Annotated in this window: 11 protein-coding genes; 7 read left to right on the forward strand and 4 right to left on the reverse strand. The window is 34.9% G+C overall.

What is annotated here, in order from left to right:
- Nucleotides 1-89: 89 nt before the first annotated feature.
- Nucleotides 90-560, reverse strand: a complete 471-nt coding sequence (locus R3E91_04375) for a hypothetical protein (protein ID MEZ5315427.1) — start codon at nucleotides 558-560, stop codon at nucleotides 90-92.
- A gap of 196 nt (nucleotides 561-756) precedes the next feature.
- On the opposite strand from R3E91_04375, the gene R3E91_04380 reads away from it, so the two are divergent.
- Together R3E91_04380 and dnaE are read left to right on the forward strand one after the other, a co-directional pair.
- Nucleotides 757-2151, forward strand: coding sequence for an MFS transporter (locus tag R3E91_04380; GenBank protein MEZ5315428.1), 1395 nt, complete (start codon nucleotides 757-759; stop codon nucleotides 2149-2151).
- Nucleotides 2152-2330: 179 nt separating this feature from the next.
- Entirely contained in the window at nucleotides 2331-5990 is a 3660-nt protein-coding gene (gene dnaE / locus R3E91_04385; protein ID MEZ5315429.1) for a DNA polymerase III subunit alpha, read from the forward strand.
- A gap of 23 nt (nucleotides 5991-6013) precedes the next feature.
- Here the strand turns inward: dnaE and R3E91_04390 are convergent, their stop codons facing one another.
- Nucleotides 6014-6838: a hypothetical protein gene (locus R3E91_04390; protein ID MEZ5315430.1), complete on the reverse strand. Its 825-nt coding sequence runs from the start codon at nucleotides 6836-6838 to the stop codon at nucleotides 6014-6016.
- Nucleotides 6839-7440: 602 nt separating this feature from the next.
- Here R3E91_04390 and R3E91_04395 point away from each other — a divergent pair.
- From R3E91_04395 to R3E91_04405, 3 genes are all read left to right on the forward strand, one after another.
- Nucleotides 7441-8391: a tetratricopeptide repeat protein gene (locus tag R3E91_04395; GenBank protein MEZ5315431.1), complete on the forward strand. Its 951-nt coding sequence runs from the start codon at nucleotides 7441-7443 to the stop codon at nucleotides 8389-8391.
- Between the two features lie 104 nt (nucleotides 8392-8495).
- Entirely contained in the window at nucleotides 8496-9041 is a 546-nt protein-coding gene (gene lptE, locus R3E91_04400; GenBank protein MEZ5315432.1) for an LPS assembly lipoprotein LptE, read from the forward strand.
- A 30-nt stretch (nucleotides 9042-9071) separates the two neighbouring features.
- Nucleotides 9072-9470 carry an ATP-binding protein gene (locus tag R3E91_04405; protein MEZ5315433.1) on the forward strand — a complete coding sequence of 133 codons (399 nt, stop codon included), beginning with the start codon at nucleotides 9072-9074 and terminating at the stop codon, nucleotides 9468-9470.
- Here R3E91_04405 and R3E91_04410 read toward each other — a convergent pair.
- Entirely contained in the window at nucleotides 9457-9885 is a 429-nt protein-coding gene (locus tag R3E91_04410; protein ID MEZ5315434.1) for a hypothetical protein, read from the reverse strand. The genes R3E91_04405 and R3E91_04410 overlap by 14 nt on opposite strands.
- 99 nt (nucleotides 9886-9984) lie before the next feature.
- Between R3E91_04410 and R3E91_04415 the strand changes: the two genes are divergently transcribed.
- Nucleotides 9985-11265 (forward strand): D-alanyl-D-alanine carboxypeptidase family protein, encoded by a 1281-nt coding sequence (locus tag R3E91_04415; protein MEZ5315435.1) that lies wholly within the window; start codon nucleotides 9985-9987, stop codon nucleotides 11263-11265.
- Here the strand turns inward: R3E91_04415 and R3E91_04420 are convergent.
- On the reverse strand, nucleotides 11246-12382 hold the full coding sequence (locus R3E91_04420; protein MEZ5315436.1) for an RsmB/NOP family class I SAM-dependent RNA methyltransferase: 1137 nt from the start codon (nucleotides 12380-12382) through the stop codon (nucleotides 11246-11248). The two genes, R3E91_04415 and R3E91_04420, sit on opposite strands and share 20 nt — an antisense overlap.
- A gap of 242 nt (nucleotides 12383-12624) precedes the next feature.
- On the opposite strand from R3E91_04420, the gene lnt reads away from it, so the two are divergent.
- Entirely contained in the window at nucleotides 12625-14232 is a 1608-nt protein-coding gene (gene lnt / locus R3E91_04425) for an apolipoprotein N-acyltransferase (GenBank protein MEZ5315437.1), read from the forward strand.
- The last annotated feature ends 27 nt before the right edge of the window (nucleotides 14233-14259 follow it).

A 14259-nucleotide genomic window follows, 5' to 3' on the forward strand; every position in this document is an offset into this window, starting at 1 on the left:
TTATCAAAAAACTTAAAATCAGGTATATGAAAATTTGAATTTAAACGACTATAGTTGAAATGCAAGATAGGATCAAGGGATTTTCGAGATTAGCGTATTACAGACTCTCCAAGAAATTCACTTTGGTTATGAGAGGGATAAGGTGCAATGATTTCATTTTTGGGAATAGTAGGTTCAAGTTGTTGATAAAGGGTTTTTAGTTCAGAGATCCAATAAGAAATTTGTTCAGAAATTTCCGCATCAGGTTTAATGATAGGATGAGATGTATTTTTATGAGGAGTCCAAAAAATACTTAAAGTAAAACCCGCACATCCCCCAAACAAGATGCCTATCACTACCCAACTCAAGATAGAAAAGCGTTTTTTCTTTTTCTCTTTTTCTAGAGGTAAGGAGGAGAAAGGAGGAGGAGAGTCTGTTAATTCAAAAATTTCCTTAACAATATGGTCAAGAGAAGGTGTTTCTGGTAAAGGTTCTTTTGAAATGATCGGTGTTAAAACTCCTAATTCCTCTAAAAGAGAGTTTAACTGATCATCAGCAAGTTCCTGATTTGCTTCTGACATGTTTTTTTTCTAACACATAAATTTATCTAAGTCAATTAGACGAAGATTTTAATCTTTTTATTCGTAGTTAGGTTATTTTAAATAATGAAATTTTAATTTACATTCAGCAGTCAAAAAATCGTGACATTTTGACTATTTCTTGTTAGAATTAAGGCTTTTTCTGTTCATTAAATTAATAGTTTGTTGAGAAAAGAGAATGAATACTGTCTTGAATTTCTTAAGACCTGCAGAACACATTGAGGAAATTGATGATCCAAGGATTGTAAAGAAAGAATATCGTTATTGGCGTTTCCGGATTTTTTATGCGATGTTTACGGGATACATTTTTTACTATTTTACCCGAAAAAGTTTTACTTTTGCCATGCCTGCTTTAATGCATGATCTTGGTTTTAATAAGGCACAACTTGGTGTATTAGGAAGTGCTCTTTACATCACTTATGGACTCAGTAAATTTGCTAGTGGAGTGATGTCTGATCAGTCGAATCCTCGCTATTTTATGGCATTTGGTTTAATTATCACAGGGATGACAAGTATTTTTTTTGGATTCTCTTCTTCTTTAATTTTATTTGCTATTTTTCAGGGAATCAATGGTTGGTTTCAGGGATGGGGATGGCCTCCATGTGCCCGTTTGCTTACTCACTGGTACTCTCAATCTGAAAGAGGAATGTGGTGGAGTATTTGGAGTACTTCTCATAACGTGGGAGGATTTTTGATTCCTATTATTGCGGGGGCCTGTACTCAGTATTTTGGATGGCGTTATGCGATGTTTATTCCTGGCATTCTTTGTATTTTTATGGGCTTTGTTCTAATCAACCGATTACGTGATACTCCCCAGTCTCTTGGTTTGCCCACCATTGAGAAATATCGTCAAGATTATCCTAGTCCAGAAAAACTCTATGAGAAATCGGAAAAAGAACTCTCGACAAAGGAAATTTTACTTAACTATGTTCTGACAAACAAGTGGATCTGGATCCTCGCAATTGCTTCTTTTTTTGTATACGTCATTCGCATGGCAATTAATGATTGGAGTGCTCTTTATCTTATTGAAACTAAGGGTTATTCTATGATAAAAGCCAATGGATGCGTTTCACTTTTTGAAATTGGCGGTCTTTTTGGAATGTTGATTGCTGGCTGGTTATCAGATAAATTATCCACTGGCCGTCGTGGTCCAATGAATGTTCTTTTTTCTCTTGGTATGATTGGTTCTATTTTAGTCCTTTGGTTGTTTCCTGAAGCAAATGGCTGGTTATGTTCAGTAGTTCTTTTTATGATTGGGTTTTTTTTATTTGGTCCTCAGATGTTAATTGGTCTAGCTGCAGCAGAGCTATCTCATAAGAAAGCTGCTGGTACTGCAAGTGGTTTTGCTGGTTGGTTTGCCTATTTTGGTGCTGCAGTTGCCGGATATCCTCTTGGAAAAATTGCTCAAGAATTCGGTTGGTTAGGTTATTTTTTGATTCTAATTATTTGTGGGATTGTGACCGTTCTTCTTTTTTTACCCATGTGGAATGCCCAACCTCAATCTAGAAATAATGAGCAAAAAGAAATGGAATTTTCTCTTTCTCAAGATCAAATTAAACCGACTAAATCTTAAAATGTTGCATTTTTATTTTTCGATTAGAAGATAGCATAAGAAATTACTCCAAGAGGGTTTCATGAGTTATCTGCTATCGTGAAAATGAACCAATCACTCGGAGTTACCTTGTTAAAAACAATAACCTAAGGAGAGTAATATTTCCCTTTAAAATCAAATAGGGTAGAATTTTTTCTCTTATGTGGTTTTCTCTTCATCAACACTCTCAATATTCGATTTTAGAGGCGTCATCTTCTGTCGAGGGGATCGCACAAAAAGCAGCGGAAATGGGGATGCAAGCGACCGCTCTTACTGATCATGGAAATATGCATGGAGTGATTGATTTTTATCAAACATGCAAGAAGTATGACGTGAAACCAATCGTTGGGTGTGAGGTTTATGTTGCCCCAACTTCTCGTTTTGAAAAAAAGAAAATTAGTGGGAAAACTGCTTTCCATTTAGTTTTATTAGCAAAAAATACGCAAGGTTATCGCAACTTATGCCACCTTTCTTCAAAAGGGTATCTTGAAGGGTTTTATTACCATCCAAGGATTGATAAAGAACTTCTTCAAGAGTATGCGGAAGGTCTGATTTGTCTCTCTTCTTCTCTTGCAGGTCAAGTTGCAGATCTTGCACTTTATGGGACAGAAGAAGCATTTTATCAAGAAATACTCTGGTATCAGAAAATTTTTGGTGAGGATTATTATCTTGAATTGCAGCGTCACCAAATGGTTGAAGAGAAGATTGTCGCTATCTCTTCAGAAGCTTGGTTGGAACAACAATATCGAAATTTTATTCAGAATCAGCAAAAAGTGAATGCAATGATGGTAGCTGCCAGTAAGAAACTAGGTATTCCTCTTGTTGCAACAAATGATACTCACTATCTTGAGGCAGATGATTGGCAAGCCCACGAAATCTTAATCAATATTCAGTCAGGGGAACCAGTCGAAATTTGGGAAAAAGATAGCTTTAATAACCCGACATTTCGTGTTCCAAATCCAAAAAGGCGAGTCTATTCTAGCCATGAGTTTTATTTTAAATCTCAGGAAGAGATGGTAGCTCTTTTTTTCGATCTTCCAGAAGCCATTTCAAATACACTAAAGATTGCGGAAAAATGTCAACTTGAACTGGACTTTTCTACTAAGCACTATCCTGTCTTTTCCTGTAAACCAGGATATACAAAGGAAACATTTTTACGCCATTTATGTGAAGAGGGAATTAAGAAACGCTATCCCCCTGAAAGACTCCAAAAAGTTGCAGAAAAGTACCCTGAAAAAGATCCAATGGATGTTGTTCATGAACGTCTCAAACTCGAAATGGAAATTATCTATGCTAAGGGGATGAGCGATTATTTATTGATTGTTTGGGATTTCATCAACTGGGCTAAGAAAGAAGGAATTCCAGTGGGTCCAGGAAGAGGCTCTGGGGTCGGTTCAATCATTCTATATTTAATAGAAATTACGGATATAGAACCCTTAAGATTTCATCTTTTTTTTGAGCGTTTTATCAATCCTGAGCGTCTTTTTTATCCTGATATTGATGTCGATATTTGTATGGATCGAAGAGCTCAAGTCATTGACTATACAGTAGCAAAGTATGGCAGGGAAAATGTAGCTCAGATTGTGACTTTTGGAACTATGAAGGCAAAGATGACGATCAAAGATGTCGGAAGAGTTTTATCAGTTCCCCTTTCGAAAGTGAACCAGATTGCAAAATATATTCCAGATGATTTGAATATGACGCTTGAGAAAGCTTTAGAAATTGATCCTGATCTCTATCAAATGTATTTGGAAGATAGTGATGCAAAAAAAATTATTGATTTGGGGAAAAAACTTGAAGGATCGATTCGTAATACTGGAATTCACGCTGCAGGTCTAATTATTTCAGGCTCTCCTCTAACTGAAAATATTCCAATTTGTCGTCCAAAAGAATCTGATATGATTACAACACAATTTTCTATGAAGCCGGTTGAAGCGGTGGGAATGTTGAAAATTGATTTTTTAGGATTGAAGACTTTAACAAGCATTCAAATTGCCTGTGATGCAGTTGCGATGAACACTGGGAAAAAGCTTGATTGGCAGAATCTTCCGCTTGATGATGAAAAAACATTTCATCTGTTGCAGCAAGGCAAGACATTGGGTGTGTTTCAAATGGAATCAGGTGGTATGCAAGAACTTGCTCGCCAGCTACTACCTGATAAATTTGAAGAAATTATTGCGATTGGTTCTCTTTACCGCCCTGGTCCAATGGATATGATCCCATCTTTTATTCATCGAAAACATGGACGTGAAAAAATTGAATATGATCATCCTTTGCTTAAACCTATTCTTGAAGAGACATATGGGATTATGGTGTATCAGGAGCAGGTCATGCAGATTGCTCAGAAACTTGCCAATTACTCTTTAGGTGAAGGCGATGTATTGCGTCGAGCCATGGGGAAGAAAGATCGTGAACAGATGGAGCAAGAGAGAGAAAAATTTCGTCAGGGAGCGATAAAAAATGGTCTTCATGAAGAAGTCGCAGCCGCGATTTTTGATAAGATAGAAAAATTTGCTTCTTACGGTTTTAATAAATCCCATGCAGCAGCTTATGGGTTTCTTACTTATATAACAGCCTATCTTAAAGCGAACTACCCAGGCATTTGGATGGCAGCACTTATGACATGTGATCGTGATGATATCTCTAAAGTTGCTAAGTTTATTCGTGAGCTGCGTTCAATGAATATTGATATTCTTTCTCCTGACATCAATGAGTCAGGTAAAGCGTTTGTTATGACAGAAAAAGGCATTCGATTTGCGATGAGTGGGATCAAAGGAGTTGGAGAGGGAGTTGTTGAGGTTATTTTAGAGGAAAGAGATAGAAATGGTCCTTTTGCAAATTTCTATGATTTCTTTAAACGGATTGATCTGAAACGTGTGAGTAAAAAGGCAATTGAGTGTTTAGTGGATGCTGGTGCTTTTGATTTTACTGGTTGGCTGCGTGATGAATTAAGAATGAAGATCGAAGAGATGCATGAAGTTGCTTCAACTGACCAAAAAGAGGCAGATTCAGGTGTACTAACTTTTTTTTCTCTGATGACAGAAGAGATAAGTCATCGATTTACAAATCCTCCTGAAATTACCCATCCTACTCCAAAAATGGAGGTTTTAAAGAAAGAAAAAGAGTTATTAGGATTTTTCCTCACAGGTCATCCAATGGATGCTTTTGAACACATTTTGGAGCGCCTTTCCTGTACCCCTCTTGCTGATCTTAATCAAATTGAACACAATCAACTGATTCGTGCAGCCTTTATTCTCGAAACTGTGCAAATTAGAGTTTCCCAACGCTCTCAAAAAAAATTTGCAATTCTGCAGATTAGTGATGGAGTAGAAACGTATGAATTACCAGTTTGGTCTCAACTTTATGAAGAAAAGGGAGATTTGTTAAAAGTCAATCAGCTGATTTATGCTATTTTGCAAATAGATAGACGAGAAGAGTCCATCCGTCTTTCTTGTCGTTGGTTAGATGATCTTACGAAGGTGAATGATGTAATGATTGAAGAGTGTGATAAAGCTTTTGATTATGCTAAATTACAGCAGAATCATTTGACAAATCATCAAAAAAAAGGGATTAAATCCATCAATAAGAAATCCGAATTGCTCTCCCTTAAGCTGGATGTAACCATCGTGCGTCTTTCTCATATTCTCAAAATGAAAAATCTATTTCGTTTTCATTCTGGGTCTCAAAAAGTGGAGATTCTCTTTTTTTTAGGGAATAAAAAACTTGGGGCACTCTATTTAAATCAAGGTGTTTTAACTGGTTCAGGATTGGAAGAAGAATTGAAGAAGATTCCAGGTGTTTCACAGTATTCAATGAAATAGCATAGGGTTTTTTTAGATAAAAGTTAGTCAGGGGATGTGATTTTACCATTAAGAGCATTGAAGTATACGGTACGCGTAGAACCATCAGGATTACGAATTCCCACACTACAGACGGGTAAAAATACCTCTTCAGTTTTACGAATCGCGAAATCACCTCCAAAGACAATTTCAGTCAGAGTTTTAATTTGGGAAGGAGAATAATTTCTACTCCCTTTAGCAGAAGGTTTAGCTGGTTGGGAAACAAGAGCTTGATCTAAATGTGTGCAAGGTTTGGTTTCAAAATGGGGTTCAGCAAAATGAAGACGGAATTTATTCCCACTTATGACAATCAATTTCTTTTGACGACAGCTCTCTATCCAACTATCAAGAACATCTCGATCCACTTTGAAAAAATGGTAAAGCTTTTCACGATCAATCATTCCTCCAGCCTCTACTAAAGCCTTGATTACTTTAAAATCATTTTTATCAGCTTTTGCAAGTAGACAATCTTCAAATCCATGAGTTTTTTCCCAAGTCGTTGTATCAATCACCATTTCTCCATCGGATAATCCCCAAAGTAGTGTTCCTTCATAGGTCGTAGTATAATCTTTGGAATATTTCACATGCATTAATAGGTAGGGATAGTAGAGCATTTCAGGTTCAAGGTAAGTATAACCACTATTTTTAAGGCAATAATCTTTGTGAAGACGCATAAGTTCTTCAGGAGTATAGCGAATTTCAAGTGTACGAAATTCATTATTAGTGAATTTGCTATAAACAAATTCTTGAATCTTTGGAATGTTTTCCCAAGTATACCATCCACCAAACCCAAGACTTGCTAAAGTTAGAAGAGAAAAAATAAAACGCATAAACTCAACTATATGTTATTTTAAAGTCATTTTGTAAATTTGAGAGTAACAGATTGAAGCAAAAAAATCATAACTTGACCCATAGATTCGCTAAAAAGAAGTCTCCTATCTCTCATAAATTCTATATATGAAGAATATTCATTTATTTGACTTAAAATTTTTTTAGAAAATTTATTAAACAGAAAAAAATTCTAACCCATGGACAATAATGATTTTCTTAAAATCTGCAATCATTAGATCCTATGGAGAATTTGGGAATCAATGACAATATATTTCTCAACATCAGCACAAATTGAGGAAGTAGTATTTTGCAATCAGATAAGAGACTTACATAAGAATAATTTCTCGAGTATGAGAGATCATTTTTTAAAAAATAGGTAAGGATCATTCAATCTCTTAAGCTGCGTGCAGATTTATTTTTAGATAGATCATCAATTTCAGGAAGTTGGGAGTCTTAATTGATAAAAAAATCTTTGAGATAACCATAATAAATACCTACAAATAAATGTCTTATCCTAATTAATTTAGAATTACCATCTTGTTTGACAGGAACTGACCTTAAACATTATGATTTAATGGAGCATATTTTGAGAGCAGGTTTTGTGAGATCTATTTTTTTATTTATTTGGGTTTTCTTTTTGCCCCTTTCTATGTCTGCTGCCCTCAGACAAGTAGATAGAAAATGGTCACAAAAAATGCCTATTCCAATTGTTTCTATTCAAGAGCATTATGATAGAGGTTGTCAGGCCTTCTACGAAAAGAATTGGGATAAAGCTCTGCTAAATTTTACTATCATTACTACCCATTTCCCAGAGTCTCCTTTTTATGTAGATTCCATTTTTTATTTAGGTGCTTCTTATTATTTTAAAGAGAATTTTGATTTAGCCAATCAGCAATTTGACTTATATCTAATTCAAAATGGAACCTTAACACATTTTGAAAAGGTTTTTGATTTCAAGTATGAGATTGTGAATCAATATGAAAAGGGACGGAAAAAACATTTATTTGGTCTATCTCAATTGCCAAAGTGGTCATCTGGTAAGAGAGATATCATTTTAATTTTGGATGAAATTATTGCTGCTCTGCCTGGAAAAGAGATTGCTGCAAAGGCTCTCTATATGAAGGGAGAGACTTTTTTTAATAAAAGAGAGTATCGTGAAAGTATTAATTGTTTCCAAATATTAATACGGCGTTTTCTTAGACATTCACTTGCTGCTGATAGCTATGTTAAAATCTCAGATATTTATTATCAGCAAAGTTTATACGAATCACAAAATCCTGATCTTATTTCTTTAGCAAAGGTAAACATTAATAAATTTGGGAAAGCATTTCCGGGTGATGAAAGAATCCATATTGCAGAAGCTAATTTAATAGGTATGGAGGAGATTTATGCACAAAGTCTTTATAATACTGGTCGTTTTTACGAAAAGAAAAAAAAACCTTGTGCCTCTGTGATTTATTACGAGAATGCGATTCAAAAATATCCAATGACTCATGGGGCTCAAAAAAGTAAAACACGTTTAACCCATATTTCTTCTCTTGCTAAAGTTTAGTTTTAGATGAACACTTTTAGTCGATTCTTATTATCATGAGAAATGGATGTGAAATCAGGTCGAGAACTGATAATTCCATACGGAGGAGATTTTTACACATCCTCTTGTATTCCTATTTAGTTTTTATTCTTTCTGCATGTGGGTATCGATTTAGTCAAAAAGATTTGATAGGGTCTTATACCTCAGTTTGTATCCCCTATGTTGAAGGTGACAATAAAGGGCTCTTAACAAATGCTTTGATTCATGCTATGACAGTAAGTGGAGCTTTGGTTTATAGAGCTCATGGTGGTGATCTTCTATTAAAAGTGGTTACAGCTTCTCCCTTGGATACGAACATCGGCTTTGCTTATGCTCCTAGTAATAAAGAAGACGATAAATTTTCTGATTTCATTGTTTCAGACGAAGCTCGCCTAACGATGAAAGCAACTTTTAGTTTGATAGATCATCAAACAGGAGACTGTATATTTGGTCCTTATGAGGCGATTGCTTCGCTTACCTACGATTTTGATCCTGATTTAACGAACATTAATTTTCATGCTTTTTCCTTAGGACAACTTGAAATGCATAATTTAGCTCTTGATGCTGCTACAAATCGTCTTTATCAGATTTTAGCACAAAAGATCATCAGTATCATTAATCATTGTTGGTAGGTTTTTTTGAAATAGTTTAATGTGCTGTTCATGGAGTTTGAGGCTTCTTTAGATTCTCTCCCACACATGATGGAATATATACGTCAGCAGGCTCAACTATATGGCATTCAAAGTTCTATAATTAATAGAATTGAACTATCATGTGAAGAAGCGATTGTCAATATCATTTCTTATGCCTACCAAAAAGATCCTGGTCAAATTGAAATTACATGTAAAAAGCAGGGGATGCGTTTTGAGATTAGATTATGTGATCTTGGTCCTCCTTTTAATCCTATCGATGCTGATATTGATCCTCAATTCAATATTCCCATTGGTGAAAGAAAAATAGGAGGAATGGGAATTTTTCTCATTCGCAAGATTATAGATGAGGTTTCCTATCGACGTGAAGGCGAAGTGAATATCCTTTGTCTCGCCTTTAATCTTCTTTAAGGCGACAAATTTCCTCTTCGTTTTCTTCAATTTGTTGAAGAAATTTCTCTAAGATTCTTAAAACTAGTCCAGAATGATTGTAAACTCCTGATGCGGTGAATACAATTTCAAGATGAGGTTGATTCTCTTCATTTAAAGCAATAAGAGTATAAGTCGTGGGTGCACCATTCATCATTTTAGGGACAATCCAAATAGAAAATTTATCATTAAATAGAGTTAATTTATCTGGAGACTCAATGACAAAAAAATTGTGACTAAAAGAGTCGGATATCTCTTCAGAACTCCCTTGATTATAAGTTAATAACCCAAATTCCTGTAGCAAAGCTAAATTTACTTCAACAATTCCATCAGGAACATGATTGGACAAATCATTTATATAGTAATTATAACTCCTTTCAAGATCAGCAGGCTCCATAAATCCCCCTCTAAGGTAATTATAGAATCTTTTTTATCAGTTCGTCAAGTTTATTTTCAAAATTGCTTAGATACAAGCTATTTGCTAAAATGCTTCCCTATGAAATGGTTTTTATTCCTATTTCTTTCTATTTTCCCTTTACATGCTAAACAACTGGATTTTACGACTCGTGCAGAAGGGGTTATATTGATGAATGCCAAAACAGGAGCGATCCTCTTTGAAAAAAATGCTCATCATCGTGCATTTCCTGCTAGCACAACAAAAATAGCATCAGCAATTTACGTATTAGATCAGCACAGTCAAGAACTAGACAGAACTTGTAGAGCTACAAAAGAATCTATTGCTTTCATTACTTCAGAAGCCAAGCAGCAATCCAACTATCGTAGTCCTCCTTATTGGCTAGAAACAGGTGGAATTCATATTGGAATCAAAAATGGAGAGGAATTCAGGCTATACGATTTATTATGTGGGATGCTAATTAGTTCAGCAAATGATGCTTCAAATGTGATTGCAGAAGAAATTGGTGGAACAATCCCGATTTTTATGGGGAGGGTGAATGAGTATTTAAAGAAAATTGGTTGTCTTAACACTTCTTTTAACAATCCTCATGGTTTGCACCATCCTGATCATTTTACTACTCCTTATGATCTGGCAATTATGACAAAAAAAGGGTTAGAAAACCCTATTTTTACAAAAATTGTTTCCACAGTTCGTTATAACTCTCCTCAGACAAATCTAGAATGTGAGAGAACTTTCACGCAAACTAATAAACTTTTACAGAAAGGCCCATTTTTCTATCCAAAAGCTATTGGGGTTAAAACAGGAACAACACAAGCTGCGGGTAAAAACTTAATTGCCGCAGCGCAAGAAAATGGGCGTTGTTTGATTGCTGTTTTGCTTGGCTTACGTGAAACACGGAATGAATTATACCAAGATACTATCAGATTATTTGAGACTGCTTTTAATGAAACTAAGATGCGTCGTTATTTATTAAAAGAAGGATTAACTGACTTAACTAAATCTGTCAGGGGAACGAAACGTCTTCTAAAAACTGCAATGCAGAAAGATCTTTATTATGATTTCTACCCATCTGAAGAGACGAGTGTGAAGGCAAAAGTGAAATGGGAAATTTCATCTTTACCTATTAAAGCTGGGGAGAAAGTCGGGCGAGTTTTTTTAATAGATAATGCAGGAAATACGCTTCAGGAAGAAGATTTAATCGCGGCTGAATCACTTAAACCAAATATATTTTATTGGTTGTTTTACCTAATTTCAAATCATTTAATTCGAGTTTTACTAATAGTAGGAATCTCATGTCTTGTGATATTGACTGTCATATGGCGAAAAAAAAATACAAGGCCTAAGTCGAATTTTTTTTAAAACATATAGCAAAAAATCCATCCATTTCTCCATAGCTTGGTTTTGAAAGAAATGGTTTGCCACATATTTTGAGGTGATGAGTCTTTCTAAAATAGGCGGCTTGTTTTTGATTTTCTGATCTTAGAATAGAACAAGTTGCATAAATAATATGTCCTTCTGGCTTTAAAAAACTTAACGCTTCCTTAAAAATGTCACGTTGTTTTTTGATTAGCTTGTTTAGTAAACAAGTAGAAAATTTCCACTTCTGATCGGGATTGCGTCGCAAAGTCCCTGTTCCTGTGCAAGGTACATCGACTAAAATCCAATCCATCTTTTTTTTTAAATGTGGTAGATCAGGATGTTTTGAATGGAGAAACTGGACATTTTTAATGCCCATTCTTTTCAGCCGTTTTTTTGCACGATTTAGCATATAAAGACGGATATCGTGTAAATAAATTGTCCCCTCATTCTTCATTTGAAAAGCAAAAGCAAGAGTTTTTCCACCTGATCCTGCACAATAATCAAGCACTTGTTGACCAGGCCGGATATCCATGAGTTGAGCAACACATTGACTTCCTTCATCCTGCATTTCGAATAATCCTTGTTTAAATTCAGAAAGGGCGATAAGTGGCACACGATCTTTAAATTTAATTCCTAGTGGAGAATGTCTACAACAGACAGCATTAAATCCTGCCCATCGTTTTATTAGTGCTTCTCTAGTGATTTTTATAGGATTAATACGTACAAAAATTGGAGCTTTTGTATTAAATACTTGACAGAGCTCAATGGCTTTTTTTTCACCATAATCTTGAACGAGCAAAGCAAAGAGTTCTTTCGGTAAACTCAGACGAATATGGATAGGAATTGTATCAATAGGTAAATAGTCACTAGGTTGGAATGTGGTTTTTAAGTATGCATACCGTTTTTCCCATGAAGGAAGACCATCGATCAGATAGTCAATTAAAGATTGCCAACGCCACATTTCGTAGATAATATCAGCGATATATCTGCGATCTTTTGATCCTAATTGTTTATGTTTACGAAAATACTGGTTCAAGAATAAACCGAGTGAAAGAGTCTGCTGATCAAAAAGATTCAAAAGTCGAATTAAGTGGTACTCAATAAAAGGAATTTTCATGTTATATTAAAAGATTGAATCAAATTAAAGAGAACTCTCATTTTTTACCTTTTTAGATTTGATTTAATTGAAAAAAAGTTAAAACTTAAGAGTAATTTTAGCATTTTTTTTATTTTGTGGTCTCTACTGATCAATTTAGATTTGGTAATTTTTTTAACTCATTTTAAGACTCATTTCTGAGAATTATTTTAAATATGAAAGTCTCGTTTTTCTATTTGTTTTTTTCTTTTTTAGTAGTGGTTATGGCTCAGCCTGATTGGAGTCCTTTTGCGTGCATGATGGCTGCAGCTTTTGGCTACGCACTTTTTTGGAAAGGGCTCCTCTATTTTAAATTAGCTAAAATACGATTTTTGATTTCTCTCATTTGGTTTGGGGTGATTCAGTCATTTCATTTGAATTGGTTGAGATCAGATAGATATGTAGGGGGCTATATTTACATATTTTTTTTTCTTCTTCTTTTAGGATTGGCGATTCAATTTGCCTTCATCTGCTTATTCATTCGAAAAAATTTATCTTTTTATAAAATACTTGGAATCAGTGGTGGTTGGGTTTTATGCGAATGGAGTCGTCTGTTTATTTTTTCAGGATATTCCTGGAATCCTATTGGAATAGCTCTTTCAGGAAATTTGTATGGAATGCAATTTGCCTCTATTTTTGGCATTTTTGGAATGAGCTTCTGGGTGTTTTTTACTAATCTACTTGCTTTGCAGATCTTAAATCTCTTTTTATGGCATCGGTGCATTTTATGGTTAATTATGGTAGGGACTCCTTATTTATTTGGTTGGTTAAACGTCACATTTCATAAACAATCTCTTGAAAAAGATTCGCATGTTCTCTCGACACTTCTTGTGCAAACGGCTATCTATCCTGAATATAAAATTTCTCTTAATGGCTCTATACCGATCCCTCCTGAGAAGCAATGGGAAAGAATTTTAACCATGCTCTCTTTTTATACAAATACTCAACCTGATTTGATTGTTTTATCAGAAGGAGTTGTTCCTTATGGAGCCCATTTTCCGATCTATTCTGTTGAAGATGTGAAGGATAGAATGAATATATTTTTTCATCAAAAACAGGTATATCCGACTTCTTTAAGTAGTTATGTTGGGAATGTCTATTGGGCACAAGCGATTGCAAATATTTTTTCAGCTGATGTGATTATTGGCCTTGAAGATTTTGATATTCATGAAGAAAAAGTCAAGCAAGCCTATAATGCTGCTTTTTTAGTCCATCCATTTTCAGAAAAATTAGAACGATATGAAAAACGCATTTTAGTGCCTATGGGGGAGTATATTCCCTTTCAATGGTGTCGTGCTTTTCTTCAGAAATATGGGATTAAAGATTCTTTTTGCCCAGGAAAAGAAGCAAAAATATTTGAGACAAATCATGCTCCAATAGGAGTCTCGATCTGTTACGAAGAAACTTATGGAAATTTAATGCGTGCAAATCGCTTAAAAGGTGCTCAACTTCTTGTCAACTTAACTAATGATGTTTGGTACCCACATTCTCGCTTACCAATCATTCATTTTCTCCATGGAAGATTACGTGCCATTGAGGCAGGAGTGCCGCTATTGCGTTGTTGTAATACAGGAGTCACTTGTGGTCTTGATAGTTTAGGGCGATTAGTTGGGATCTTAGAATATGAGTCGCCTAAAAAATATGCATCAGCAGAAGTACTCATGCTCTCTTTACCACTCTATACTTATTCTACTCTTTATACTCAAGTTGGTGATTTACCGTTGATTATCTTTTGTAGTGTATTCTTTGTATGGATATGTGCATCTGCACTACGTACAAGAAAGTCATTCTTTATAAACGATATAGAAGTTTTACCCTTGCATAAAAATTAAATATTCATTACATTTTTTTTTCATTTT

The sequence above is a fragment of the Chlamydiales bacterium genome (assembly GCA_041395025.1).
Classification (GTDB): domain Bacteria; phylum Chlamydiota; class Chlamydiia; order Chlamydiales; family JAAKFR01; genus JAJACP01.

Bases quoted from the DNA above. Each gene is read 5' to 3' on its own strand.
- R3E91_04375 (MEZ5315427.1), bottom strand. From the start codon at position 560: ATGTCAGAAGCAAATCAGGAACTTGCTGATGATCAGTTAAACTCTCTT.
- R3E91_04405 (MEZ5315433.1), top strand. From the start codon at position 9,072: ATGGAGTTTGAGGCTTCTTTAGATTCTCTCCCACACATGATGGAATAT.
- lnt (MEZ5315437.1), top strand. From the start codon at position 12,625: ATGGCTCAGCCTGATTGGAGTCCTTTTGCGTGCATGATGGCTGCAGCT.
- R3E91_04390 (MEZ5315430.1), bottom strand. From the start codon at position 6,838: ATGCGTTTTATTTTTTCTCTTCTAACTTTAGCAAGTCTTGGGTTTGGT.
- R3E91_04415 (MEZ5315435.1), top strand. From the start codon at position 9,985: ATGAAATGGTTTTTATTCCTATTTCTTTCTATTTTCCCTTTACATGCT.
- R3E91_04420 (MEZ5315436.1), bottom strand. From the start codon at position 12,382: ATGAAAATTCCTTTTATTGAGTACCACTTAATTCGACTTTTGAATCTT.
- R3E91_04410 (MEZ5315434.1), bottom strand. From the start codon at position 9,885: ATGGAGCCTGCTGATCTTGAAAGGAGTTATAATTACTATATAAATGAT.
- R3E91_04380 (MEZ5315428.1), top strand. From the start codon at position 757: ATGAATACTGTCTTGAATTTCTTAAGACCTGCAGAACACATTGAGGAA.
- dnaE (MEZ5315429.1), top strand. From the start codon at position 2,331: ATGTGGTTTTCTCTTCATCAACACTCTCAATATTCGATTTTAGAGGCG.